The sequence below is a fragment of the Lysinibacillus sp. GW823-FHT06C08 genome, assembly GCF_058795135.1.
In genome coordinates, this window is record NZ_JBXAHN010000001.1 from 381,643 (window position 1) to 404,271 (window position 22,629).

21 protein-coding genes and 1 pseudogene are annotated in these 22,629 nt (G+C 37.6%); 16 read left to right on the forward strand and 6 right to left on the reverse strand.

Annotation, left to right across the window (positions count from 1 at the left end):
- Window positions 1–53: 53 nt before the first annotated feature.
- Window positions 54–1,388 (reverse strand): branched-chain amino acid transport system II carrier protein, encoded by a 1,335-nt coding sequence (brnQ, locus tag AC1Q6O_RS01705; RefSeq protein ID WP_089986780.1) that lies wholly within the window; start codon window positions 1,386–1,388, stop codon window positions 54–56.
- 250 nt (window positions 1,389–1,638) lie between these two features.
- On the opposite strand from brnQ, the gene AC1Q6O_RS01710 reads away from it, so the two are divergent.
- A complete protein-coding gene (locus AC1Q6O_RS01710) occupies window positions 1,639–2,532 on the forward strand; it encodes a C40 family peptidase (RefSeq protein WP_090003135.1) in 894 nt (297 codons plus the stop codon).
- Window positions 2,533–2,741: 209 nt separating this feature from the next.
- Here AC1Q6O_RS01710 and AC1Q6O_RS01715 read toward each other — a convergent pair.
- From AC1Q6O_RS01715 to secA2, 3 genes and pseudogenes are all read right to left on the reverse strand, one after another.
- Window positions 2,742–4,069 (reverse strand): annotated as a pseudogene (locus AC1Q6O_RS01715) (IS1182 family transposase).
- A gap of 300 nt (window positions 4,070–4,369) precedes the next feature.
- The gene (locus AC1Q6O_RS01720; protein WP_036147111.1) at window positions 4,370–5,266 is read right to left on the reverse strand and encodes an accessory Sec system S-layer assembly protein; all 897 of its coding nucleotides are present in this window, start codon (window positions 5,264–5,266) and stop codon (window positions 4,370–4,372) included.
- Window positions 5,266–7,629, reverse strand: a complete 2,364-nt coding sequence (gene secA2 / locus AC1Q6O_RS01725) for an accessory Sec system translocase SecA2 (protein WP_492400889.1) — start codon at window positions 7,627–7,629, stop codon at window positions 5,266–5,268. The genes AC1Q6O_RS01720 and secA2 overlap by 1 nt, the downstream gene beginning before the upstream one ends.
- A gap of 225 nt (window positions 7,630–7,854) precedes the next feature.
- On the opposite strand from secA2, the gene AC1Q6O_RS01730 reads away from it, so the two are divergent.
- Window positions 7,855–8,922, forward strand: coding sequence for a glycosyltransferase family 4 protein (locus tag AC1Q6O_RS01730; RefSeq protein WP_008178880.1), 1,068 nt, complete (start codon window positions 7,855–7,857; stop codon window positions 8,920–8,922).
- Between the two features lie 466 nt (window positions 8,923–9,388).
- Here the strand turns inward: AC1Q6O_RS01730 and AC1Q6O_RS01735 are convergent, their stop codons facing one another.
- Window positions 9,389–10,450: an LCP family protein gene (locus tag AC1Q6O_RS01735; protein ID WP_107921598.1), complete on the reverse strand. Its 1,062-nt coding sequence runs from the start codon at window positions 10,448–10,450 to the stop codon at window positions 9,389–9,391.
- Window positions 10,451–10,599: 149 nt separating this feature from the next.
- Window positions 10,600–11,235, reverse strand: coding sequence for a YigZ family protein (locus AC1Q6O_RS01740; protein ID WP_069480059.1), 636 nt, complete (start codon window positions 11,233–11,235; stop codon window positions 10,600–10,602).
- A gap of 165 nt (window positions 11,236–11,400) precedes the next feature.
- Between AC1Q6O_RS01740 and AC1Q6O_RS01745 the strand changes: the two genes are divergently transcribed.
- The 14 genes from AC1Q6O_RS01745 to csrA all read left to right on the forward strand — a co-directional run bounded on the left by AC1Q6O_RS01745 (window position 11,401) and on the right by csrA (window position 22,494).
- Entirely contained in the window at window positions 11,401–12,549 is a 1,149-nt protein-coding gene (locus AC1Q6O_RS01745; protein ID WP_008178877.1) for a sensor histidine kinase, read from the forward strand.
- Window positions 12,550–12,579: 30 nt separating this feature from the next.
- Window positions 12,580–13,254 (forward strand): response regulator transcription factor, encoded by a 675-nt coding sequence (locus AC1Q6O_RS01750; RefSeq protein ID WP_008178876.1) that lies wholly within the window; start codon window positions 12,580–12,582, stop codon window positions 13,252–13,254.
- Between the two features lie 295 nt (window positions 13,255–13,549).
- Complete coding sequence (locus AC1Q6O_RS01755) at window positions 13,550–14,101, forward strand: DUF3225 domain-containing protein (protein ID WP_008178872.1); 552 nt, start codon at window positions 13,550–13,552, stop codon at window positions 14,099–14,101.
- Window positions 14,102–14,346: 245 nt separating this feature from the next.
- Window positions 14,347–15,189: a DegV family protein gene (locus AC1Q6O_RS01760; protein WP_144788499.1), complete on the forward strand. Its 843-nt coding sequence runs from the start codon at window positions 14,347–14,349 to the stop codon at window positions 15,187–15,189.
- A 45-nt stretch (window positions 15,190–15,234) separates the two neighbouring features.
- Entirely contained in the window at window positions 15,235–16,620 is a 1,386-nt protein-coding gene (locus tag AC1Q6O_RS01765) for an ATP-dependent helicase ComFA (RefSeq protein WP_239354188.1), read from the forward strand.
- Window positions 16,617–17,207 (forward strand): ComF family protein, encoded by a 591-nt coding sequence (locus tag AC1Q6O_RS01770; protein WP_239354190.1) that lies wholly within the window; start codon window positions 16,617–16,619, stop codon window positions 17,205–17,207. The genes AC1Q6O_RS01765 and AC1Q6O_RS01770 overlap by 4 nt, the downstream gene beginning before the upstream one ends.
- A gap of 79 nt (window positions 17,208–17,286) precedes the next feature.
- The gene (locus AC1Q6O_RS01775; protein WP_008178864.1) at window positions 17,287–17,700 is read left to right on the forward strand and encodes a TIGR03826 family flagellar region protein; all 414 of its coding nucleotides are present in this window, start codon (window positions 17,287–17,289) and stop codon (window positions 17,698–17,700) included.
- Between the two features lie 121 nt (window positions 17,701–17,821).
- On the forward strand, window positions 17,822–18,082 hold the full coding sequence (gene flgM / locus AC1Q6O_RS01780; RefSeq protein ID WP_036123292.1) for a flagellar biosynthesis anti-sigma factor FlgM: 261 nt from the start codon (window positions 17,822–17,824) through the stop codon (window positions 18,080–18,082).
- Between the two features lie 27 nt (window positions 18,083–18,109).
- Window positions 18,110–18,610 carry a flagellar protein FlgN gene (locus tag AC1Q6O_RS01785; protein WP_008178860.1) on the forward strand — a complete coding sequence of 167 codons (501 nt, stop codon included), beginning with the start codon at window positions 18,110–18,112 and terminating at the stop codon, window positions 18,608–18,610.
- 16 nt (window positions 18,611–18,626) lie between these two features.
- Window positions 18,627–20,219, forward strand: coding sequence for a flagellar hook-associated protein FlgK (gene flgK / locus AC1Q6O_RS01790; protein ID WP_342550737.1), 1,593 nt, complete (start codon window positions 18,627–18,629; stop codon window positions 20,217–20,219).
- Between the two features lie 72 nt (window positions 20,220–20,291).
- On the forward strand, window positions 20,292–21,194 hold the full coding sequence (gene flgL / locus AC1Q6O_RS01795) for a flagellar hook-associated protein FlgL (protein WP_036167117.1): 903 nt from the start codon (window positions 20,292–20,294) through the stop codon (window positions 21,192–21,194).
- 60 nt (window positions 21,195–21,254) lie between these two features.
- Window positions 21,255–21,818, forward strand: coding sequence for a DUF6470 family protein (locus AC1Q6O_RS01800; protein ID WP_328203278.1), 564 nt, complete (start codon window positions 21,255–21,257; stop codon window positions 21,816–21,818).
- 14 nt (window positions 21,819–21,832) lie between these two features.
- Entirely contained in the window at window positions 21,833–22,276 is a 444-nt protein-coding gene (gene fliW / locus AC1Q6O_RS01805; RefSeq protein ID WP_342531941.1) for a flagellar assembly protein FliW, read from the forward strand.
- A complete protein-coding gene (csrA, locus tag AC1Q6O_RS01810; protein WP_036225876.1) occupies window positions 22,276–22,494 on the forward strand; it encodes a carbon storage regulator CsrA in 219 nt (72 codons plus the stop codon). The genes fliW and csrA overlap by 1 nt, the downstream gene beginning before the upstream one ends.
- Window positions 22,495–22,629: the final 135 nt, after the last annotated feature.

Consider the following 22,629-nt stretch of genomic DNA (forward strand, 5'->3'; position numbering starts at 1 on the left):
GAATCTGCTAGCCTTGTATAGCAAGCAGATTCTCGTTGAAGATATAATGTCCATTAGGCCGAGGCTTGGTTGTTGTTCATAAGTTTGTGAATAATAAAACCGATGAATGCGCCGACAATGGCAGGTACAAGCCATCCTAAGTTTTGGTCATACAATGGCAATGCTTGAAGAATATTTTCATAGGAAGTGATTTCAACTTTCATTTGTTTTAAGCCATCATATAGGCTGACAAGGAAAGTAGGGATTAACGCTAAAATATAAACAATTTGTCCACCTTTAAAGAAATGATCCGCTAATGATAGTACCATCAATACCATTGCTATAGGATAAATGATTAACAGCACAGGCAGAGAGGCATTAATAATTGTTGAAAGTCCCACATTCGTAATGGCTGTACTAAAAATAGTAAATACGATTAAGAATGTTTTGTAAGATATTTTTGGGAATAACTTATGGAAAAATTGTGCGTTGGCAGTTAGTAAACCAACAGCTGTTGAAATACAAGCTAGTAAAATAGTCGCAGACAAAATAATACTTCCTAGACTTCCAAAAAGTACTTCAGCTGATTTTGCAATAATATCTCCACCATTAGCAGAAGTACCAATGGCAGTAATACTTGTATTACCGATATGACCAAGTGAGATATAAACAAAAGATAAACCAATGGCTGCAACAACACCAGCAAATATAGTTGTATTCACTTGCTTTTTTTTATCCTTCATTCCCATATCGCGTAATGCTTGTAAAATAACGATACCGAAAACAAGTGCGCTCAGAACATCCATTGTTAAGTAACCTTGGACAAATCCTTCAGCAAATGGGGAGCTAATATAGTTTCCTGCCGCTTCCCCTGGCTCTCCCATTGGAGAAATAAAGCTTTTGACTGCTAGCAATAAAATGACAAGAAGCAGGGCAGGGGTTAATATTTTTCCTACTCGATCGACAAGCTTCGAAGGGTTAATGGATAAATAAAGAATTAAGGCAAAAAACAAAATAGATGTAATGAAAAGCGGTGCCCAATGGTCCTTCATAACTTCTGGAAGAAAAGGGGCAATGCCAATTTCATAGGACACTGATCCAGTTCGTGGTACGGCAAAGAATGGTCCAATTGCTAAATATACAATAGAGGTAAAGAGTATACCAAAAGCGGGACTAACACGATTGGCGAGCAGTTGTAAATCGCCTCCTGCTTTGGCGACAGCTACGATAGCTAATAGTGGTAAACCGACACCTGTTATAAGGAAACCAATCATAGCTACTGTGATATTTTCACCTGCCTGCTGACCTAATAACGGTGGAAAAATAATATTCCCAGCACCCAAGAATAAGGCAAATAGTAGTAATCCTACTGCTAAATTTCCTTTGATGAAATGCATGATGTTTTTCATAAGTATAAAAACTCCTTTAAGATTGAAAAGCTAAAACTTTCTAAAAATTTTAAATACAGATGTGTATGTTATCATAGGAACCAAAATCTTGCAACGAATATATTATTGTAATATAGTCGGATTTCGTCGTTTTCTATAAGTTTGATAAAATGTTTGAAAAATAGTCAGTATTTCCGATTTTTCATACTATAATTATCTAGTATGATAGACACACAAGGAAATATTCTAGCACGAACGGAGGCACTTTGGTATGCAAAAAACAAAAAAATGGAGAATTCTTGTTTTAAGCACTTTAGCCACTTCATTTTTAACTCTACAAACTGCAGAGGCTGCAACATATACTGTACAAAAAGGCGATACATTATCTAAAATCGCCCAAAATCATCAAGTAACGATTGCAGATATTATGAAATGGAATAATCTCTCGAAAGATACGATTTATGTAGCTCAACAGCTTGACATTCAAAAGCAAGCAACGAGTGATAGTAAAAAGCCGTCAGTCCCATCAGCATCCACAAAGCCAACGACTACTTCTCATACGGTAGCGAAAGGTGATACATTATCGAAAATTGCTAAGCAATATAATGTGACAATTAAGGATATTATGAATTGGAATAAGCTTGAGAAAGACACAATCTACATTGGACAAGTGTTAAAAATATCTCCAGGCGCAGTCATTCCCGAGGGCGATTCGATACATAATAATGTGACATCAGATGCGGGTACACCATCAAATGTAACATCAAATGATCCTACAACTAATGGACAAGCTATTTATAAGAAAACAGTAGAAGTAGCGCATACATTGGTTGGTACACCATATCTATATGGAGGAAATACTCCGGTAGGCCTTGACTGCAGTGGCTTTATTTTCTATGCCTTTAATCAGGGCGGTTTAAAAATAGGCAGAGCAAGTAGTGAAGGGTATTTTAATGGCAATACAACATCTGTACAAAATCCAGTGCCTGGCGATTTAGTATTCTTCGAGAACACGTATAAAGAAGGCATTTCTCATATGGGAATTTATCTTGGTGATAATAAATTTGTCCATGCGGGTACGGATGGCGTAGAAATATCAGATGTTACGTATCCTTACTGGTCATCTAAACTAGTAGCCTATAAACGGTTTGATAGTGTGAAATAAAAAACAAGCGATTTCTGCTAAGGTGGAAATCACTTGTTTAGTGAGAAATTGAAAAGCCCCTCTTTTAGAGAGAGAGGGGCTTCAGACTGTCGACAAAAGGAATCGAGAATTCACACTCGATTCCTTTTGTCTTTTTTTCGTCTATGAATATGTTTAAAAATGGTGATTTTCTACCCGTTTAAACATACTCTACAAGCATAAAAACTCTTTTAAGTTGCCTGCCACGTCCAAGTAGCCAGTTTCTTTAAATTCATGGCAGCAAAAGTAAGCATCGCCTGCATGGACAATTTTTAAGACCTCTTAAGGTTGTCCATCGCATCCGCAAAGACACGCTCAATTGTTTCTTTGCGCTTTGCATAAATCTGTTTGATGTCATAGGCATGGCGTAAATGTTCAGCTTCCTCCACATAAGACTTCCAAATATGACGTTGAATGAGTTTTTGATGATGCTTACTTTCTGTACATTGGGAAAGGCTTGGACACTTCGCACAAATTAAAGGATTCGATTTATATTGGCGATATCCTTCCCTCGTCGTTGTCGCATAATTCAATATCTGCCCTTGTGGGCAAAGATAACAATTATAGTGCTCGTCATATGTATACTCGTGCTTTCGGAAGAATCAATCTTTCGTTTTAGAACGTGTATACGGAAGAACAGGCAACATTTGATTCTTTAACAAAAAGTTCGTAATCGCTGGTGTTTTATAGGCTGCATCTGCCGCAACAGCTAATGGTTTTTGAACGTTTTGAATGACCTTTTCTACAAGTGGCTGTAATACATGGCTATTGTGCACATTTCCCGGAGTCACAATGGCACTTAAGACAAAGCCTTTTTCATCTGTCGCAGCATGGAAGGAATATGCAAACTGCTTCGTACGTTCATCCTTCACGTAATATCCGCTTTCAGGGTCTGTCGTGCTTTCCTTTATTTCTTTCCATTCTTCTTTTTCAAACTTCTCCGGGGAAAAGGCTTTTTTCCGTGTTCCTCACGATCCATATTTAACTCTATTTGAAGTTTCTCTTCATAAGCCCGTGTTTCTTTTCGGACAACCTTTTTATCATACTTTCGTTTATTCGCACTCGCTTTTACATGCGTAGAATCAATAAATAAATGGTCTGCATGGAGGAGTCCTTGATGCATAATTTCTTTTAATATACGATAGAAAATCTGTTCAAATATATCGGTGTCTTGAAAGCGACGGGCATAATTTTTACCGAAGGTAGAGAAATGCGGGACTTCTGTATGGAAACCAAATCCTAGAAACCAGCGATACGCCATATTCGTTTCAATTTCTTTGATCGTTTGACGCATGGATCGAATACCAAAAACGTACTGAATAAACGTCATTTTAAAGAGAACAACAGGATCAATATTAGGACGCCTATTAGCAGAGTAAAGGTTTTCTACTAATGGATAGATAAATGAAAAATCAATAGCAGCCTCTAGTTTTCGCACTAAATGATTGTTGGGAACTAATTGGTCTATTGTTAACATTTCTAATTGTTCACGTTCATTGATTTGATTCTTCGTCATCATGGTTGTTCACATCAGAAGTTTACTTTTTATCAACATATGAATAAGGAGTTCTTTATGTAGAAGATGATTGGAACGAAGGGCGGCGACTCCTGTGGGAAAAGCGGGAAAGTCGAGATCCTGGACTGAGCGAAGCGAGGGAAGCAGCTCGACCCCGCCCGCGGAAAGCGTCCGCCCGTAGTGGAAATCAACGGCTTTACTTTATTTCATTGTAAAAGAAAAAAGACTGTAGGCAAACTCTCAAATTTTTTGAGTTTGTCTACAGTCTGAAGCCCCTCTTTTTTTAGAGAGAGGGGCTTTTTGTTATTGCGTTACACGTGCTGTCCAACGAGAAAGATCTGCGTCTTCTGCGTCAACAAGATCTGCTGGGAAGATAAATGTCCATGGCTTTGTTGAGTTTGGTTGAACAGTTAATATTGGATCCATTTTAAAAGAACCCTTTGCAATTTGCTTACCTGTTGAATCAATAATTTCTAAAGGTAATTGCTCTAGATTGATCGCTTTATTGTGACCATTGCGGATAAAGATGGATACGTTTAGATTACCGTTGTCAGCTAGTTTTGCCTGTAAGCCTGTAAAGTTTACCTCAGTTTCACCTAGCTCTGGTAATGTTTTAACGATTTTCTCAAGCTCTTCTTTTTGAGCTGCTGGCAATTGCTTTTCCCATGATGGGTCAAGCTCTAATTGGTGACCACGAAGGGATACAAGGTTAAAGGCAATTTTCCAGCCATCTTCAGGAACTTCGTCTACTTTAATGGTAGATTTTTCAAATTCAAAAACCCATGGACGAGCACTTTCTGCTGGAATTGTTCCTAATGCTTTAAAATCGAATTTTTTAGATGCAATAAGCTCTTCATCTTTATCTAAAATGAAAAGTTCAATTTCACCTAGCTCAATTGCTTGTGGTAAAGAAGAGCGGAAAAATGCACGAACGAGCCATTTTCCAGCACGAGCCTCTTCAATACTAATAGAAGATAGTGATAATTGATTCGGTTTCAATGGTTCTAACTCATTAGCAAGGAAGTTAAAGATGTATTTTTGCTCCTGAGGCACATCCCATTCTGGATGAAAGGACAGTTTTGTTACCACATCACGGTTATCACCTTTCTTTGTTGTAGCATTTCCTAGCAGGTCTTTAGAGTCAATCGTATTTTCTTGACCAACCTTGTCCGATTTTTTAAAAAATGAAAATAAACCCATTATTGTTCCTCCTGTTGTGCCTCAACTGTTTTCATGAAGCCTGTAATTTCTATTATAATAGAACGACGTAGTTCTTGGAAATTTTTACCAAATAACTCAAGTCCTTCTCGTTGGTAAATTCGCATTGGGTCTTCTTGTTGATAATGACGTAAGCCGATCCCTTCTTTTAAATGCGTCATTGCCTCTAAATGTCTTACCCAGCCACTATCGATGTAGCTAAGCATAATTTGTGGCAGAACCTCTATGACTCTTTCATTTTCCGCAAATTTCTCCATATGATCGAGCAGCTCTTGTTCAGAAGGCTGAATATCAGCTAAAATTTGTTTTACTTTACCAACCTCACGATCGATTGTAACCGGTGTGATAAATAGGGAGTTAAGTGCATGCTCCATTCGATCATAATCCCATTCCATTGTGGATAAATCCTCCGGTGCAGCATCTAGCACTGCGAAGTCAATTGTTTCATGGAGCATTTTTTTCAGCTCGCCCATTAAGTCTCCACCAGCTAAAATTTTGTCTCGTAGTCCGTAAAGTACAGTACGTTGATCATTAATAACATCGTCTAACTTTAGGTTATATTCACGCATGCCATATTGAGATCCTTCGACTATGCGCTGTGTGCGGTCTATTAGCTCCTGAACCTCTTTATTTTGAATAATGCCTTGTTCATCAACGACCATTTTGGCAGAGAATTTTTCAACTTCTTCTTTTGCGTAGCGTCGGAACATATCATCTTCAATAGAGAGAATGAAGCAGCTTTCGCCTATGTCACCTTGACGGCCAGAACGGCCACGAAGCTGATTATCTACACGGCGGCTTTCATGCTTTTCGGTACCAATGACATATAAACCACCAAGTTCGTGAACATCGTCACCTAGCACGATATCCGTACCACGGCCAGCCATATTTGTCGCTACAGTAATACGACCTTTTTGACCTGCCTGCGAAATAAGCTCAACCTCTTGCTCAACGGTTTTGGCATTCAGTAATTGGAATGTTAATTTTTCTTTTTTCAGGTAGTCCGCCACTGTTTCAGACTGTAAGATTGATGTTGTACCAATTAAAATAGGCTGACCTTTATCGTGGCGTTTTTTAGTTTCAGCTGCCACATACTTATATTTTGCCTCTTGTGTGCTAAAAATAATATCAGGCTGATCGACACGTTGACGTGGACGATTTGTTGGAATTTGTATAACTTCCATGCCATATACTTCTCGAATTTCTTTTTCCTGTGTTTTCGCTGTACCCGTCATCCCAGAAAGCTTCGGATACATACGGAAATAGTTCTGAATGGTAATCTGTGCTTGTGATTTATTTTCATCCGTAATCGTGACGCCTTCTTTGGCTTCAATTGCTTGATGTAAACCGTCAGAAAGTGAACGACCTTCTAAAATACGGCCAGTGAACATATCGACAAGCTCGATTTTGTCATCTTTGACAATGTAATCTACATCACGTTTAAACATGACATGAGCTCGTACCGCTTGGATGACGTAATGGAAAAGTGTTTGATGTTCTAAATCATACAGATTTTCAACATTGAAAGCAGCCTCAATCTTTTCAATACCTTTATCTGTTAGGGAAGTAGCTTTTGTTTCATCATCGAAATCATAATCTTCATCTTTTTTGAAACGTTTAGCTAACATAGCTGCGATGCGATGTAATTCATCATTTGAAGGCATTTTACCAGCGATAATTAGTGGTGTTTTAGCTTCATCGATTAATACACTATCCACTTCATCAATAATGGCGAAATGATAAGGACGCTGTACTTTATCTGCTAAGCTATAGGACATATTGTCCCGTAAATAGTCGAAACCAAATTCAGTACCAACACCATATGTAATATCTGCATTATAGGCTTCTTTTTTCTCAGCAGCTTCCATCATCGGAATATTTAAACCAACAGTTAGGCCAAGGAAACGATGGATTTGACCAACAAGCTCAAAGTCACGTTTTGCTAGGTAATCATTTACAGTAATGACATGAACGCCTTTACCTTCTAATGCACGTACATAAGAGGGAAGAGATGCAACTAATGTTTTACCTTCACCTGTAGGCATTTCAGCAATATTACCTTCTGTTAACACTAGACCACCGATAAGCTGCACATCAAAATGACGCATTCCTAATACACGCTTTGAGGCTTCGCGTACAACAGCAAATGCGTCTGGGATGATCGATGTAATAGGCTCACCTTGTTCTAATTGATTTTTGAAAATAAAAGTCATTTCTCGTAATTCAGCATCTGACTTATCAACATACTTTTCTTCAAGATTATTAATTTGATCTACTATTTTGTAGTAGCGTTTTAATTGACGAGCACTCGTTTGCTCTTTGTTACTTTTGAAAATTGAGAACATGAAATATACGCTCCTTTAATGTTGCCTAAATGCTAGACACACCATTATTCTATCAAATTTTACTTATGGTGACTACAATTGACTATATAGGAATCTATGAATGCTAAAATGTACAAAATATTTGTGAAATCGTGGAAAATGTTTAGAAAAAGTATATTTCAAAGCTTGTTCGTGCTATAATCAATTTGGATTTCAATGTAGATTATTTTTTTGAGGAGGAGAGACATGATTTACGTGTCTTTAATAGCAGCATTCGTTGCATCCATTTTGTTAACTCCATTAGTGAAACGTTTAGCGTTTAGAATAGGTGCAGTGGATGCACCAAACTATCGAAAAGTACATGCTCGAATTATGCCAAGACTTGGTGGTTTGGCTATTTTCCTTGCATTTATAATTGGTGTAACGATTTTATATTCGTATTTAATTCATACTAAAAATGGCAATAGCGATTATTTAATAGCAATTATTATTGGTGCTTGTATTATAGTTGCGACAGGCGTTGTTGATGATATGCGAGAGATTTCTGCTAAAGCAAAAATGGTAGGGCAGCTAGGTGCTGCACTCATTATTGTTTTTGTAGGCGGCATTCAAATCGATATGGTAAACTTACCGTTTTTAGGAACATTAGATTTTGGTTTACTAAGTATTCCATTAACAATCATTTGGATTGTCGGGATAACAAATGCAGTAAATTTAATTGATGGCTTAGATGGTCTAGCGGCGGGTGTTTCCACGATAGCGCTGATTACATTAGCAGTCATGGCATTTATTATGAGTAATATGTTTGTTTTAGCGATAGCAGCCATTTTAGCTGTAGCTTCACTTGGCTTTTTATTTTATAACTTCCACCCAGCTAAAATCTTTATGGGTGATACAGGAGCACTATTCCTTGGATTTATGATTTCTGTACTAGCGCTACTTGGTTTTAAAAATGTTACGTTCGTTTCTTTAATCATCCCAATTATTATTCTTGGTGTACCGATTTCTGATACGTTCTTTGCGATTGTTCGTCGTGTTCGTATGAAGAAGAAATGGTCTGATCCAGATAAATCCCACTTACACCATCGTTTACTGGATATGGGCTTCACACATCGTCAAACGGTACTTCTTATTTACGGAATTGCCGTGATGTTTGGGCTAGCAGCTATTATTTTCTCAATGGCAAAAGTATGGGGAGCCATTTTACTTGTCGCTGTCATCCTAACAGCCATTGAAATATTTGTAGAAATTATCGGGCTTGCTGGTAAAAACTACAAACCATTGTTGAATTTTGTACGAAGCTTTAGTAAATAGAGCTTTGTTAAATACTAAAGACTAAAGACACACTCAAAAAAGTTGAGTTTGTCTTTAGTCTTTTTTTGATTTTCACTACGGCGGATTTAGGTCGAACTGCTTCACTCTTTTCGTTCAGCCTAGAATTTCGACTTTGAGCATGGCAGGAAGCTATGAGGACAATGGTTGAAGTTGATAGTTGATAAGGGAGTCATATAAATGAGACGAGAGAACTAAATCGTTGATTTGCAATGCATATGCTTATTATGGGGGTGAGTTGGTTGTTATCACTAACTGAGATGAGAGCTGTTTAAAGTAGCGCATTAAAGGGAAAAGAAGCAACATCTATAAATCTGCTCGTATGGTCATTATGGCGTATGGAAAAGTGAAGGAGAGATAAACTAAAAATGACCTTGATTGGAAGAAAAAAAGACCATAGACAAAATTTTGTCTATGGTCTGAAGGGTCTTATTGTTATACGAACTGATTATTCGACAACTGAATTTTCATCGCTAGCAGCACTATCAGTTCCTGTATTGCTGCTACCACTTGATGTTAGGCTTGATGATTCTTCATTTCGGCCAAGATGGTTTTTAAATATTTCCTTTGTTTCTTCCACAGAATCCTGATTTAGCTGGTAATAATAAATACCAGTAGACATATCATCTGTACCTTCCAAAGTTAAAGCATCGATACGTGGAGCGCCTTTTGATAAGTATGACAAGAAGGACTTCATTTCAGTAAATGTCATATCTGTTTTCATATTATCACCAAGTGCTTTAATCACATCATCATACTTTGTAATGGAACCAACAGATGCTACTTTTTTAATTATAGCTGAAAGAATTTCCTGTTGACGTTTACCACGTTCGATATCGCTATCTTGTTTACGTGTTCTTGCAAGAGCCAGTGCCTCACTACCATTTAAATGCTGTAGTCCTGGCTGTAAATTGATTGTAAACTTATCAAATTCGTCTAATTCGTGTAGGGCATACGGTACTTCTGCTTCAACACCGCCTAAAGCATCGACAACATCAATGAAGGCATTGAAGTTCATACGTACATAGTAGTCGATTGGGATATCGAATAATTGTTCTACTGTTTCAATCGTAGTAAGGGTTCCACCCATCGCGTGAGCATGAGTGATTTTATCTTTATAACCGACCTTAGGAATATAAACGTAAGAATCACGAGGGATACTTAACATTTTAATGGTATGTGTTTTATTATTTAACGTTGCTAAAATAAGGGCATCAGAACGTGAATGATCAGAACCTTGTCCACGATTATCACTATCATCAACTCCGACAAATAAAATAGAAACATTATCATGTACCGGTTCTACTTTTTCCTCACGGAGCTTAGAAACTTCCCGACCTTCTAATACTTCATGGGCTGAGTTTGCCGCATGCTCTACCTGTTTTGTAAGGTAAACACCATAAGCAGTAACACAAATCACTAAGCTAGCAACTAGGAGTAGTGTAACTTTTATAATTAAGGAAGCTTTAGAAGATCTCTTTTTGAACTTATTAACAGATCTTTTTTTCATAATGGATATATTCTCCTCTTATTATTGGGAATAATAATGCGATAAAGCTAAATTTTATTCAATTACTAAAGAAGTAAACGTGTGGTCCATAAAAATAGCCTAACAAAAAAATTATACTATGCATATTTAGTTTCGACAATTAAAACTATTTATTTGACAATAAATTCTATAAATTGAGCATCTTCGAATGTGATGGATGCTTGTCCATTCGTGATTTCTGTCATCCAGCTTCGGAACTGTTCCTCTTCTTCTTTTAGCACAGAGACGATGATTTCGACACCCTCTAAATAACGGATGTCCTCTAACGAATAGGACGAACCTCTTACTTCGTTTTCGACTTTTCCAAGCCATGTGTAATCAATGGCAACCTTCATGAAATGATGGAGCTTGCGCTCAACTACTTGCGCGGCAATAAGACCTTCTGTTGTTGCTTTTCCGTATGCACGTATAAGACCGCCACCGCCGAGTTTAATGCCTCCAAAATACCGAGTCACAACGACGACCGTATCTTTTAGGCCTTGCTTTTTTAAGACCTCTAACATAGGGACGCCAGCCGTACCGCTAGGTTCCCCGTCATCATTCGCTTTTTGAATGTTATCATGTTCGCCGATTATATAGGCTGAGCAATTATGTGTTGCGTTGTGATGCATTTTTTTTATACGATCTATAAAAGAAATTGCATCCTCTTCCGTTTCTGCACGTTCTATATAAGTGAGAAAGCGGGATTTAGAAATAACAATTTCGCTTTCGCCATATCCTTTTACTGTTAAATAGTTTTCTCTCATCCGTATCAATCTCCTTTTAACTAGAGTTCTATTCTATAATTTTCGTAAAGAAAAAGCATTAAATTTTAGCATGGTAATGCTATAATAGGTGTAGACTATGGAATATAAGAATTTGGTCTATTAAAATAGTAAGTAATCATAAGACATTAGACTGGGGAGTATAGTATGTTTTCAAATGATACCTTCGATTTAAAGTCGCTTGATGACATTTTTAATCGAATGTTAGATACAATCATGAGCTCGAAGGATGATATCTTTATTATAAGCGAACAAAGCCGTAGAAGCTTTGAAGATATGCAAAAAGAGCTAGAAATTGTTCGAAAACAAATATCAATTGTAATTGATGAAGGCGATGCATTGGAAAAAAGTACGCAGCTTGCTAAACAAAGACTTGTCTTAGTAAGTAAAGCTTTTGATAATTATACCGAAGAACAAGTTAGAGAAGCATATGAAACTGCACATGATTTTCAAGTAAAGCTCTCCGTTATTAGAACGCAAGAAAAACAGCTACGCGATAAAAGAGATGATCTAGAGAGAAGATTAAGAGGATTACTCGATACGATTGAACGTGCTGATCATATTGTCAATCAGGTAAATGTCGTTTTGAATTACTTAACTTCAGATTTAAAAAATGTTGGTTTAGCGCTTGAACAAGCAAAAATGAAGCAAGATTTTGGGATACGTATTATTGCAGCTCAAGAAGAGGAGCGTAAGCGTTTGTCCAGAGAGATTCATGATGGACCTGCTCAAATGCTTGCAAATGTACTAATGCGCACTGATTTAATAGATAGAACGTATCGTGAAAAAGGCATAGAAAATGCATTAGCAGAAATTGCTGATTTAAAGAAAACGGTGCGAAACGCATTATCTGAGGTGCGACGTATTATTTATGATCTACGACCAATGGCACTTGATGATTTGGGAATTATTCCGACATTAAAGAAGTATTTATCAACAGTCACTGAATATAATCCAGGTGTCGACATTCATTTCCAATCGAGAAGTACAGAAAAACGTATACCTTCCAATTACGAAGTATCCATTTTCCGACTAGTGCAAGAGTGCGTAACAAATGCCATGAAGCATGGAAAATGTAAAGACATTTGGGTAAAGCTTGAGTGGTTAAAAAATGCTGTTAATATCGTTGTGAAAGATGATGGTATAGGCTTTGACCAACAAGTAGTGAAAGATCATTCCTTTGGGATTTTAGGAATGAAAGAACGAATTGAAATTTTAAATGGTACAATTACTATTACTAGTGAAATCAACCGAGGTACAACGGTGTTATTTAAAATTCCGTTAGAAGTAAAGTAACTGTTGCAGAAATTTAGGGGGTAAAGACAAATGACAAAGATTATTATTGTAGACGATCACCAGCTATTCCGTGAAGGAGTAAAACGTATTTTAGATTTTGAAGATACGTTTGACGTAGTAGCAGAAGGTGATGATGGTACTGATGTGGTGACGTTATACGCTGAAAACGAACCAGATGTAGTACTGATGGATATTAACATGCCAGGCAAAAATGGCGTAGAAGCAACATCGGAGTTAATTAATGAATTTCCTGATGCGAAGGTCATTATGCTGTCCATCCATGATGATGAAACATATGTGACACATGCATTAAAATCAGGCGCTCTTGGCTATATGCTAAAAGAAATGGATGCAGATGAAATCGTGGAGGCTATTAAAGTTGTTGCAAATGGTGGATCTTACTTACATCCAAAAGTAACAAAAAATTTAGTGGCAGAGTTCAAGAGACTTTCAGAACACGAAAATAAAGGTAACTTTCATCAAACGGAAATTCGCCGTCCATTCCATTTACTAACAAAACGTGAATGTGAAGTATTACAGCTATTAACAGATGGTCAATCAAACCGTACAATTGGTGAGACACTGTTTATCTCTGAAAAAACAGTTAAAAACCATGTATCAAGCATCTTACAAAAAATGAATGTGAATGACCGTACACAAGCCGTTGTAACAGCCATTAAAAATGGTTGGGTTGAAGTACGATAATGATTAAAACTGTTTTTAAAAGCTACTTTGTATAGAAGTAGTTTTTAAAACAGTTTTTTATTGTTTTTTAGTAACTATTTGAATGGCCTGTTAAAGATATTGGATCGCCTTTCACAAATTTGTAACATTGCTCTTTCGTCCTGTTAGTAGGTATTAAATATGGAAACTGTCAGATCATGCAACATTTTACTACCGAATGCGTCATAAGGAAGATGTAGCACCTAAATGTTGAAAAAGCACAACAAAATTCCTACGACAGCATTTATATGCTACAATATGCGCGGGAGGTTTTGTGATGTTAAAGAAAAGTTTTCTAGCAGTTTTAATTTTATTTGTATTCACTTTAACTGCATGTGGTAATAAAGAAGAAAAGATTAGTGATGACGATCGAGAAAAGGTAATAGAGGATGGTACCGTTGGCTTTGAGATGATGGGCGGTAATGTAGAAAAAGCAGAAAACGTACCAGCAGCAGATGAAAAAGCTATTTTAGCTTCTTTCGATGAATATATTGCAGCCCTAAATGCGGAGGAAATCGACCGCTATATGAAAACGATTTCGAAAAATCCAAAGGGTTTTAAATATGATGAAGAAAAAACATATGCAACGGAAGTGTTCGATCAATTTGATATAAAGCGTGACGTCGAAAATGTAACGATTGCCAAATACGGGTCAGAAGAAGCTCAAGTATTTGCCAATATGAAAATGCATTCTCTTCAACTCGAAACAAATGTTGAGCATGAAAGCGCAGGACGACAGGTAACGGTCTTTGTCAAAGAAGATGATGATTGGAAAGTAACAAGCGTCTTTTATATTGGCGATGACTCACAGTCAAGTACAGGCAATTAAGAGGAGCGATCTTCATTCAACATAGAATTGAGTGAAGATACGCCTACTATACATAGGAAATGAATGTGAAATGGAGGCTAGTTAGCTACTAGCTCATTGTCGAATGACCAAACGTAAAATATACGTTCGTCCTTCATCACATTCATTTCTTTTTTGTTTTCATTCAAAATCTGTGAGAAACCCAACAACAATTGCACCAAGATGAAATAGATTGTAAACTATGAATCATAGGAGAGTGGACATAGATGAGGACGGCAATCGTAACAGATAGTACTGCATATAATACAGCTGAGGAACGTGCACGCTTAAATATCCATATGATACCTTTAAGTGTTAATATTTCAGGCCAATTATTTGCAGAAGAAGTAGATATCACAGCATCTGAATTTTATGATAAGGTGCGTGGTGCCAAAGAATTCCCCAAAACAACACAGCCTCCAATCGGAGAATTTGTCGCTCTTTTCGATGAGCTAGCAAAGGATTACGATGAGGTTATTTCTATCCATCTATCGAGTGGAATTAGTGGAACATACCAAGGTGCAGTGCAGGCAGGTGAAATGGTGGAAGGTATTGATGTGTATACCTTTGACAGTGAAATATCCTGTGCTGTTCAAGGCTTTTACGTTTTAAGAGCAGCTGAAATGGCGAAAGAGGGCTATTCAGCCAAAGAAATACTTGCAGCATTGGCGGACATGCAGCAGTATATTCGTGCTTACTTCATTGTAGACGACTTAGCACATTTACAACGTGGTGGGCGTTTGTCTTCTGCGGCAGCCTTAATCGGTGGCCTTTTACAAGTGAAGCCTGTCCTTCATTTTGTGGACAAGGTAATTGTTCCTTTCGAAAAAATCCGAACACGTAAAAAAGCTTTAAAGCGTGCGGAGGAACTGCTAGCAGAGGATGCTAAAAAATATGATGCCATGGATGCTGTGGTCATTCACGGCAATTGCCCAGCAGAAGCGCAAGAATGGCTAGAACAATTAGCCGCAACGTACCCGAACGTCAATTTTAAATTAAGCTATTTTGGTCCTGTTATTGGTACTCATTTAGGAGAAGGATCAATGGGCTTAGGTTGGACCAAAAAATAAACGTAATCGATGAAGGTCTCTACGAAATTGTAGAGGCTTTTTTCTATGAAAGGAGAGAGCATTTTGAGATACAAAGGTTGGCTATTACCACCAGCTTTACGGGATTTCCATGAAGGACGTATTTGGTTAAAGCATCATTCTCCATTTTCAACTATAGATACTGATCGAGCAATTAAGCAAAATTACTTCCGTATAATAGAAGGAATTGAATTGACGCCCGTCACCAAATGCAATCGTTGCCACAATATAGACCTACATTTATTCACGATATTCGATTGTTCAAAATGTCAGCAGCAATGTTTATATTGTCGACATTGTATTCGAATGGGCAGGGTGAGTAGCTGTACGCAATTGATGATGTGGACAGGCCCTCAAGTAATCAAAATGAGAAAGCATACATTAAAGTGGGCAGGGCAGTTGACAAAACTCCAACAGCAGGCTGCAAGTGAAATGCTAGCAAGTGTACAAGCAAAACGCTCCCATCTTATTCATGCTGTATGTGGGGCAGGAAAAACGGAGTTGCTTTTTCCAACTGTCCATGATGCATTAAAACGGGGTTTGCGTGTTTGTATTGCTACACCGCGCACGGATGTAGTATTAGAGCTATATCCACGCTTTCAACAAGCATTCCCTAAGACAGTTATTCATGCATTATATGGTGGGGTAACGAAGCAAAATGCTTATGGCCAGCTTATTATTGCCACAACTCATCAGCTCTACCGATTTGAAAGCACATTTGATGTCATGATCGTAGATGAGGCAGATGCTTTTCCTTATACTATAGATGAAACTCTACAAAGAGCAGTGACAAAGGCCAAAAAGGAAGAGGCACCTATCGTATTTGTTACAGCAACGCCATCACAGAAATTACTCAATGCCTTCCAACATGAAAGCTATTCCTTCATCCCTAAACGCTTTCACAATCATCCATTACCAGTTCCTCAGTTTCGTGCTTTATGGGGGTACAATAAAAGCTTCAAACATGGAAAAATCCCTAAAAAGTTAAAAAAATGGACGGAAGAACGCCTTGAAGGAAAGGAACCATTCTTACTATTTTTCCCTACTATCGCCCTCATGCATAAAGCAGCGCCTCTATTTCAGCTAGTAAATGAAAATATCCTTGCTGTGCATGCAGAAGATCCAGATCGGAAAGAGAAAGTAGAGATGCTCCGAAATAATGAAGTACCCGGACTTTTAACAACCACCATATTAGAAAGAGGTATCACCATTAGTAATGTGCAGGTGGCGGTTATTGGGGCAGAATCCTCCTTATTTACCGCAAGTGCACTCATTCAAATTGCTGGACGAGTTGGACGAAATAATCCATATCCAAATGGGGACATCGTATTCTTTCACCATGGCATTACGACAGAGATGGATGAGGCATGTGCGAAAATCCTCTTTTATAATAAGAAAGGATTTCCGGTATGAATAAAACAGAATCGCATTGCTTATTATGCTCACAGCTATTAAAAACCTCAGTTACTTGGAAAACGCTATTAATAAAGCGATTTACTCCAACTATATGTACAAGATGCACTGCTCGCTTTGAGCATTCACAGTCCATTACAGCACTCTATCAATATAATGAGGCTATGAAAGACTATTTACACCAATTTAAATTCCTACAAGATGTAGCTCTGGCAAAAGTATTTCGGCAGGAGCTGTATGCCCGTTTCTATAAAGAAAAAGCCATGATTCTACCAATTCCTATGCATCCCCTCAAACAACAGGAGCGTACTTTCTCTCATACTAATGAATTATTAAAGGCAGCAAATATACCCTATATTCAGCTGCTCGAAAAGACCACAACAGAAACACAAGGCTCCAAAAATAGAGAACAGCGCTTACGTGCAGCTCCGCTATTTCGTTTAAAGGAGGGCGCAAATGTAGAGCATAAAGATTACCTTCTATTTGACGATATAAAAACTACAGGAACCACATTACAGCATGCTGCAGATGTTTTAATGCAAGCAGGTGCAAAAAATGTCCAATACTTCACATTAATTGAAGGATGAATTTTCCAGTGTATTATGTATAATAGATGATGAGTTTAGTATGTGTAGATAAGATATTTTGTTAGAGGAGGAAAACTAGATGGCAGAGGTTCGAAATTGTCCAAAATGTAATGAGTTTTTTAATTATACAGGGGTACGGGAAGTTTGTCATAAATGTGCACAATCAGAAGAAGAACTGTATCAAATCGTATATCGCTTCCTACGTAAACGTGAGAACCGTGCTGCAACAGTGGAGCGTATTGTAGAAGCGACGGGAGCAGAGGAAGAGCTATTATATAAATGGGTGCGTAAAGGTCGCTTGCAACCAGCAATGTTTCCTAACTTAGGCTACCCATGTGATAACTGTGGTCATCTGACGACGACAGGCAAGCTTTGCACAAAATGTCAGGATGAATTAAAAGCTGATTTACGTACTTTTGAAGCGGCTAAGGAATTCCGTGATAGTGTAGAGCAACGCGATCGTGTCACATATCACGCAGACCGAAAACGTTAATAATTGAAGGTGTGTTAATTTTAAACAAAATTAGCACACTTTTTTATATGTGAAAACTTAACATTATGTGAGACAATCCGAAATAATAGTAAGATAAGATTTTTAGACGGGGGGTTTCAAGATGAAAATTACATCTTATGGAATTAATGCAGTGAACGCCTATAAAAACCAGGTTCGCAATGTTAAATCCGATACAAACAAAACATCTTTTGCAGATAAAATCGAAATTTCAAAAGCTGCTCAAGACATGAAAAGCGTTTCAACTTACAATACGGAGCGAGCTGACCGTGTTCAACAGCTGAAAAAAGACATTGATTCTGGAGAATACAAAGTAGATGCTCGTAAAGTAGCTGAGGATATGCTGAAATATTATCGTTTCTAGGGTATAGCAGAAAGGGTGTATAGCGAAATGTCTGTAGAAGCGATTAATTCTACATTAATGATGCTAGAGAGAATGCATAAAAGCTTACTTGAACTAGCCTTCAAAAAAACAGAGATCATTAAAGCTGGCGATATCGAAGCGCTAGACCAATTGCTCAAGGATGAGCAGGCACACGTAGCGGCCATCGATAAGCTCGAACAACAGCGTCAGAAACAGGTAACGGACTACCTTGAAGCAAAGGGACTTGCTTCATCTGACAAAACAACTGTTGCGGACGTCATCGAGGCTGCTGAACAACAAACGGACAAAGCAACATTATCAGTAGTTCGCGATCGCTTATTACAAATTATCAATGATCTACGCACACAAAATGACCTAAATCAAAAACTCGTGTTCCAGTCACTACAAATCGTCAACCTAACATTAGATGCTGTAAGACCTCGAACAGAGCAAATGAACTACTCTAGCAACGAGGTTCTCGGCACAAATAACATAGCAAAAAAATCATATTTCGATTCACAAGCCTAACAAGGGAGGAAGAAACATGCGCTCAACATTTATGGGGCTAGAAGCAAGTAAACGTGGCCTCTTCGTACAACAAACAGCTTTATACACAACAGGACATAATATTTCCAACGCCAACACATTAGGTTATTCACGCCAACGAGTAAACATGCAGGCAACACCTGGTTTTCCAACTGCTGGATTAAACCAACCAACTTACCCGGGACATCTTGGTACTGGGGTAGAAGCAAGTTCAATTCAACGTATTCGCAGTGAATTTATTGACCGCCAATATCGTCAAGAGACGAATAAGTTAGGTTATTGGGAATCTAGAACAAATGCTATTGCCCAAATGGAGGATGTTATGAATGAACCTTCAGAATTTGGTTTAGATAAAGCTTTCGAACAGTTCTGGAAGGGTCTTCAAGATATTGCGACAAAGCCTGCAGATGGTGCTTCACGTCAAGTAGCCATTAGTCGTGCGGAGCACTTAGCTGAATCCTTTAATTACCTTGATAAGCAATTAAAAATGATTCAAGGTAATCTTGGAAATGAGCTTAATGTTTCGACAACTCAAATTAATACCATCCTTAAACAGATCGCTGCTGTTAATAAACAGATTCAAGAGGTTGAACCTAGTGGACATGTACCAAATGATTTATATGATGTTCGTGATACGTTAGTCGATAAATTAAATGAATATATCCCGGTATCAATTGAACGTATTCCTTCTGGTGGTTTAGCATCAGAGGTTGCAGAGGGCAGCTTAAAAATTACATTTAAAGGCGCAGATGGTGTTGTCAGAGATTTAGTAAACGGTAAAGATTTCGCTCAGTTCACAGCAATGGGTACTAATGGCACGAAGGTGACAGGCGACGATATTACAAATTCTTTCTCTGAATTACAATTAACAGGATTGGAATCTTTAGATGCACACGAAGCAGGTGCTGTCACTAGTACACAAACAGCCATTAAACAGCAAGACTTTGAAGCATCAAAAGGGAAATTACTTTCACTCATCAATTCGTTTGGGTATCAAAGTGCAGGCGGCGATATTAAAGGATACTACTCGGAAACTTTACAAAAATTAGATCAGCTGGCTAATGCATTTATTAAAGAATTCAATGCGCAGCATGCAAAGGGTTATACCCTTGAAGAAAAAGATGCGAATGGAAACATCATCAATGCTTCTAAACCAGGTGGCGTTTTCTTTGAAGGAGCTGGTGCTGGTGGAATTAAGGTTAATGAGGATATCAAAAAAAATCCTAATCTTTTAGCAGCATCGACTAATCCGACAGAAGAAGGAAATGGTAAAAATGCTTACGAGCTTGCCAATATGCAGCATAAATTATATGCAGATATAGATAATGCAAGCTTACAATCATTCTATCAAGCGATTGTCGGAAAAGTTGGTGTAGATGGTGAAGAAGCATTACGTTTAGCGGCCTCGTCTGAATCCCAACTTCAAATGGTGTTCAAAAGCCGCGATTCTGTAAGTGCTGTTTCGTTAGATGAAGAAATGACAAATATGATTACTTTTCAACAAGCATATAATGCAAATGCACGTATGATTACAGTTGTCGATGAAACATTGGATAAAATTATTAACGGTATGGGCCGAGTAGGTTTATAACGATAGAAAAGAGTAATTAGTAATTAATGGAGACAGCTTTCTCCAACTGACAAGAAGGAGGTTTTTTACAAAATGCGTGTAACACAATCTATGCTATCAAGTAACATGCTACGCAATTTAAATATCAGCTATGGTAAAATGTCAAAGCTTCAAGATCAAATCAATTCGGGTTCAAAAATCACTCGTCCATCTGATGATCCAGTTATTGCAGTAAAGGGTATGGGCTATCGTCGAGATTTAGCTAAAGTAGAACAATATACTCGCAATATGATTACGGCAGGAAGCTGGTTGGATTCGACGGATGAATCTTTAAATCAGGTTGGTGAGCAGATGAAGCGAGTTCGTGAACTGGTTATTCAAGCGGCCACTGATTCAAATACATCTGAGGATAGAGACAAAATAAAAAAAGAAATTGACCAAATTCGCCAACAATTACAGGATGTAGGGAATACGAATATAGGTGGTAGTTACATATTTAGTGGAACTAGAACAAACGAGCCTTTGTTTATAGGAGGTGCCATAAACCCAAATACTAATCAAGAGAGTGTAAAAGTAGAAATATATGATGGTATCCAGCTTTCTGTGAATACACCAGGGAAAGATCTATTTAATAATATAGATGATATGATGGGGAAAATTTCGGATTTATTAGGCGATCCAACAAAAACAGGTGAAGAAATTGCTAGCATGCTAGGTGGAGTATCCTCATCTACTACAAATGATGATATTACAGCCATGCATAATAAAGTTTTAGAAGCACAGGCAGACATCGGGGCACGGCAAAATCGTGTAGAAATGATGGAAAATCGTTTGGGTGTACGTGAGGTTAACGTAACAAAACAATTGAGAGATAATGAGTCTGTTGACTATGCAAAGGCCATTACTGAAATGGTGACACATGAATCTATTCATCAGGCTGCACTTTCAGTAGGTTCTAAAATTATTCAACAAACACTAGTGGATTTTATCCGTTAATATCATTTAGGCGTTTGGACACCTTGTTCAAACGCTTTTCTTGAAAGGAGAGCTAGTATTGTGAGGCTACCACAAATACAAATTCGTACAATCGATGCCAAAATTGATCTTCATATTGGTAAACCTCAGCAGCATATTGAACAACCAAAAGCGACACAGCATATTGAACAGCCAGCCGCTATTTTAGATATAAATACAACGAGAAGTGTTTTGAAGATTGACTCCTCACAGGCAAGAAGAGACATAGGAATGATCGGTCCCTTAGAATCAAGTGCAAATTACGCTGAAAAAGGGAAACAAGAGGCGCTAAAAGGAATGGCACGAAGAGCAAGAGAAGGACGACAAATTATGGAGAATTCAGGGAAAGATCAAGGGCGTGCAGTAATTCAAAATATCGCTCAGCAAAACCACGGTCCACATCGTGTACAATTTAATGTCAAATTTGTACCATCCGTAGGATCCGTCAAAATTAATTTCACTCCAGGTACAACGGATATCAATATTCAACGAAGAGAACCAGTAATTGACGCCAAAGTGAACAAACCTATACATGAATACACACCAGGAAAAGTAACTGGTACAATGATACAAAGACCAGATGTTGACATCGATGTCATCATTTAAAGGAGAGTTTTAAAATGAAAATTGCTACTAAATTTTTAGGAGAAGTTGAAATTATTGAACAGGATATCCTAACATTTGAACATGGCTTACTAGGATTAGAGGAGGAGCGGAAATTTATATTGCTACCAATTGATGCAGACCTTCCGTTAGCAATATTACAATCAGTTGAGCGGCCTGAAATTGGTTTTGTCGTTGCATACCCTTTCGCTTTCAAAAAAGATTATAGCTTTGATATAAGTGAAGAGGATCTTGGGCAGCTACACTTAGAGAAGGAAGAGGATGTGTTAACATACTCTATAGTAACAATGAAGGATACACTCCAAGATTCAACTATTAATTTACTTGCACCTTTAATCATTAATATGAAAAAAAAATGCGGTAAACAAATTGTCCTTCAGGATAGTAAATTCTATCCATTACGTTACCCAATGCAGTCATTGGAAGGAAGTGCAAAATAATGCTAGTCCTTTCGCGAAAAAAAGATGAGTCAATCATGATTGGTGATCAAATTGAAATAAAGATTTTAGCCGTAGAAGGAGAGCAAATTAAGCTAGGTATTGTTGCCCCAAAAACGGTAAAAGTACATCGTTCGGAAGTTTTTCAAGCAATACAAGCTCAAAATAAAGAAGCTCTTTCTTCAACAACAAACTTTTTAGAGCAATTGAAGAAAAAATAAGAGATATAAGTTGTTTAAAACTATTACATAAAAAAATAAAAAAATTTCTAAAAAACTATTAAACATTTCCAACTAATTACGATATATAGTTTGTAAGGGGCAGGAAGTACAAACATACTACCTATTCCTAAATTC

Excerpts from the sequence above, each read along its gene's own strand:
- brnQ (WP_089986780.1), bottom strand. The coding sequence starts at position 1,388 with ATGAAAAACATCATGCATTTCATCAAAGGAAATTTAGCAGTAGGATTA.
- AC1Q6O_RS01710 (WP_090003135.1), top strand. The coding sequence starts at position 1,639 with ATGCAAAAAACAAAAAAATGGAGAATTCTTGTTTTAAGCACTTTAGCC.
- AC1Q6O_RS01720 (WP_036147111.1), bottom strand. The coding sequence starts at position 5,266 with ATGGGTTTATTTTCATTTTTTAAAAAATCGGACAAGGTTGGTCAAGAA.
- secA2 (WP_492400889.1), bottom strand. The coding sequence starts at position 7,629 with ATGTTCTCAATTTTCAAAAGTAACAAAGAGCAAACGAGTGCTCGTCAA.
- AC1Q6O_RS01730 (WP_008178880.1), top strand. The coding sequence starts at position 7,855 with ATGATTTACGTGTCTTTAATAGCAGCATTCGTTGCATCCATTTTGTTA.
- AC1Q6O_RS01735 (WP_107921598.1), bottom strand. The coding sequence starts at position 10,450 with ATGAAAAAAAGATCTGTTAATAAGTTCAAAAAGAGATCTTCTAAAGCT.
- AC1Q6O_RS01740 (WP_069480059.1), bottom strand. The coding sequence starts at position 11,235 with ATGAGAGAAAACTATTTAACAGTAAAAGGATATGGCGAAAGCGAAATT.
- AC1Q6O_RS01745 (WP_008178877.1), top strand. The coding sequence starts at position 11,401 with ATGTTTTCAAATGATACCTTCGATTTAAAGTCGCTTGATGACATTTTT.
- AC1Q6O_RS01750 (WP_008178876.1), top strand. The coding sequence starts at position 12,580 with ATGACAAAGATTATTATTGTAGACGATCACCAGCTATTCCGTGAAGGA.
- AC1Q6O_RS01755 (WP_008178872.1), top strand. The coding sequence starts at position 13,550 with ATGTTAAAGAAAAGTTTTCTAGCAGTTTTAATTTTATTTGTATTCACT.
- AC1Q6O_RS01760 (WP_144788499.1), top strand. The coding sequence starts at position 14,347 with ATGAGGACGGCAATCGTAACAGATAGTACTGCATATAATACAGCTGAG.
- AC1Q6O_RS01765 (WP_239354188.1), top strand. The coding sequence starts at position 15,235 with ATGAAAGGAGAGAGCATTTTGAGATACAAAGGTTGGCTATTACCACCA.
- AC1Q6O_RS01770 (WP_239354190.1), top strand. The coding sequence starts at position 16,617 with ATGAATAAAACAGAATCGCATTGCTTATTATGCTCACAGCTATTAAAA.
- AC1Q6O_RS01775 (WP_008178864.1), top strand. The coding sequence starts at position 17,287 with ATGGCAGAGGTTCGAAATTGTCCAAAATGTAATGAGTTTTTTAATTAT.
- flgM (WP_036123292.1), top strand. The coding sequence starts at position 17,822 with ATGAAAATTACATCTTATGGAATTAATGCAGTGAACGCCTATAAAAAC.
- AC1Q6O_RS01785 (WP_008178860.1), top strand. The coding sequence starts at position 18,110 with ATGTCTGTAGAAGCGATTAATTCTACATTAATGATGCTAGAGAGAATG.
- flgK (WP_342550737.1), top strand. The coding sequence starts at position 18,627 with ATGCGCTCAACATTTATGGGGCTAGAAGCAAGTAAACGTGGCCTCTTC.
- flgL (WP_036167117.1), top strand. The coding sequence starts at position 20,292 with ATGCGTGTAACACAATCTATGCTATCAAGTAACATGCTACGCAATTTA.
- fliW (WP_342531941.1), top strand. The coding sequence starts at position 21,833 with ATGAAAATTGCTACTAAATTTTTAGGAGAAGTTGAAATTATTGAACAG.
- csrA (WP_036225876.1), top strand. The coding sequence starts at position 22,276 with ATGCTAGTCCTTTCGCGAAAAAAAGATGAGTCAATCATGATTGGTGAT.